Genomic DNA, 2995 nt, shown 5'->3' with positions numbered 1-2995 from the left:
GGCCCGGCGGCGACCTACTCTCCCGAGCCTTGAGGCTCAGTACCATGGGCGCTGGGGTGTTTCACGTCCGAGTTCGGGATGGGATCGGGTGTATCATCCCCGCGATAGCCACCGGGCCACCGCGCCAGAACATCTGATGCTGATGATTTGGGTGTGTGTGTGTGTTGGGCAGGTTGATGTGCGGTTTGGTGCTGCGCGCGGCGCTCGGTTCTTGCGAACCGGAGCCGGTGCGGCGTTGGTGGTAGGAGCGCTATCGGGCGATTAGGACCGCTCAGCTGAGACAGTTACCTGTCTTACACCTGCGGCCTATCGACGTGGTGGTCTTCCACGGCCCTCGGCGAGACCTCGTCTTGAGGCTGGTTTCCCGCTTAGATGCCTTCAGCGGTTATCCATTCCGCACTTGGCCACCCAGCCATGCCACGGGCGTGACAACTGGTTCACCAGAGGTGCGTCTATCCCGGTCCTCTCGTACTAGGGACAGATCCTCTCAAGTCTCGTACACCCACGGCAGATAGGGACCGAACTGTCTCACGACGTTCTAAACCCAGCTCACGTACCGCTTTAATCGGCGAACAGCCGAACCCTTGGGACCTGCTCCAGCCCCGGGATGCGATGAGCCGACATCGAGGTGCCAAACCTCCCCGTCGATGTGGACTCTTGGGGGAGATCAGCCTGTTATCCCTAGAGTACCTTTTATCCGTTGAGCGATGGCCCTTCCACGCGGGACCACCGGATCACTAAGGCCGACTTTCGTCTCTGTTCGCGCTGTCGCGCTCACAGTCAGGCGGGCTTGTGCCTTTGCACTCAACAGCCGATGTCCGACCGGCTTGAGCCCACCATCGCGCGCCTCCGTTACCATTTGGGAGGCGACCGCCCCAGTCAAACTGCCCACCACGCAGGGTCCCGGCCCGGGGTGACCGGGCTCGGTTAGACGCCAGAAAGGCACAGGGTGGTATTTCAAGGTTGGCTCCACCAAAGCTAGCGCCCCGGCTTCATAGCCTCCCACCTATCCTACACAGTCCCTTCCTGGCGCCACTGCGAAGCTGCAGTAAAGGTTCATAGGGTCTTTCCGTCTGACCGCGGGTACCCCGCATCTTCACGGGGAATTCAATTTCGCTGAGCCCATGCTGGAGACAGTGGGGAGGTCGTTACGCCATTCGTGCAGGTCGGAACTTACCCGACAAGGAATTTCGCTACCTTAGGACCGTTATAGTTACGGCCGCCGTTTACTGGGGCTTCAGTTCGATGCTTGCACATCTCCCCTTAACCTTCCAGCACCGGGCAGGCGTCAGACCCTATACGTCATCTCTCGATTTCGCAGAGCCCTGTGTTTTTACTAAACAGTCGCCACCCCCTGGTCTGTGCCACCCACCAACACTTGCGTGCCAGCAGGTCTCGCTTATCCCGAAGTTACGCGAGCAATTTGCCTAGTTCCTTCAGCATGGTTCCCTCAAGCGCCTTGGAATACTCGTCCAATCCACCTGTGTCGGTTTAGGGTACGGTCCATATGTCAGAGCTATTTCCCGAGCCGATCCAACAGCAACCCCAATCCAATAAGGGATCACTGCACTTCACGGCTGTCACTTCTGACGGGCCCAGGAATATTCACCTGGTTTCCATCGGCTACGGCTCTCGCCCTCGCCTTAGGGGCCGGCTCACCCTGCGCGGATTAGCCTTGCGCAGGAACCCTTGGATTTTCGGCGGAAGGGTTTCTCACCCTTCTTGTCGCTACTCATGTCCGCATTCGCACTTCCCATACCTCCACGGCCCCTCACGGATACCGCTTCACAGGCCTAGGGAACGCTCCGCTACCGCGCACTCACCCGAAGGTTCGCGCACCCACAGCTTCGGCTCGTGGCTTGAGCCCCGTTACATTTTCGCCGCAGAACAGCTATTAGACCAGTGAGCTATTACGCTTTCTTTAAAGGATGGCTGCTTCTAAGCCAACCTCCTGGTTGTTTTGGCCGTCCCACATGCTTTCCCACTTAGCCACGAATTAGGGGCCTTAGCTGGTGGTCTGGGCTGTTTCCCTCTCGACAATGGACCTTAGCACCCACTGTCTGTCTGCCACGCTGCACTCGCCGGCATTCGGAGTTCGGTTGGGTTTGGTAGGACTTTGGGTCCCCCTAGCCCATCCGGTGCTCTACCTCCGGCGGTGATCACATGACGATCTACCTCAATAGATTTCGCGGAGAACCAGCTATTTCCTGGTTTGATTGGCCTTTCACCCCTAGCCACAGATCATCCCCGACTTTTTCAACAGGCGTGGGTTCGGCCCTCCAGTAGGTGTTACCCCACCTTCAGCCTGTCCATGGCTAGATCACCAGGTTTCGGGTCTTCTGCCGGCAACTGAACGCCCTGTTCAGACTCGCTTTCGCTGCGCCTACACCTCACGGCTTAAGCTCGCTGCCAACAGAAACTCGCGGACCCATTATACAAAAGGTACGCCGTCACCCACCGCTTGCACGGTCAGGGCTCCGACTGCTTGTAGGCGTTCGGTTTCAGGTCTCTTTCACTCCCCTCGTCGGGGTGCTTTTCACCTTTCCCTCACGGTACTTGTGCACTATCGGTCGCCAGAGAGTATTTAGGCTTAGAGGGTGGTCCCCCTACGTTCAGACAGGGTTTCACGTGCCCCGCCCTACTCAAGGATCATCAGAAACACTACGGCTACGGGGCTATCACCCACTATGGCCAGCCTTTCCAGACTGCTCGCCTTCTTTCCTGATGACCACTGGCCTCCTCCGCTTTCGCTCGCCACTACTCGCGGAATCTCTGTTGATGTCTTTTCCTCCAGGTACTGAGATGTTTCAGTTCCCCGGGTTTGCCTCCCACCCCTATGTATTCAGGATGGGATACTCCTCGCGGAGTGGGTTTCCCCATTCGGACATTCGCGGATCAACGATCGCTCGCATCTCCCCGCGACTTATCGCAGCGTGCCACGTCCTTCATCGCCTTCTGGCGCCAAGGCATCCACCGAACGCCCTTGTCTTGCTCC

At 58.2% G+C, this 2995-nt stretch carries 2 rRNA genes; both read right to left on the bottom strand.

Annotation, left to right across the window (positions count from 1 at the left end):
* Position 1: 1 nt before the first annotated feature.
* Positions 2 to 116, bottom strand: a 5S ribosomal RNA gene (gene rrf, locus ACFHPP_RS30735).
* A 126-nt stretch (positions 117 to 242) separates the two neighbouring features.
* Positions 243 to 2995: ribosomal RNA gene (locus ACFHPP_RS30730) — 23S ribosomal RNA — on the bottom strand.

The sequence above is a fragment of the Falsiroseomonas sp. E2-1-a20 genome, from assembly GCF_051433195.1.
GTDB lineage: Bacteria > Pseudomonadota > Alphaproteobacteria > Acetobacterales > Acetobacteraceae > Falsiroseomonas.
This window is presented reverse-complemented; position numbering and strand designations above follow the sequence as displayed.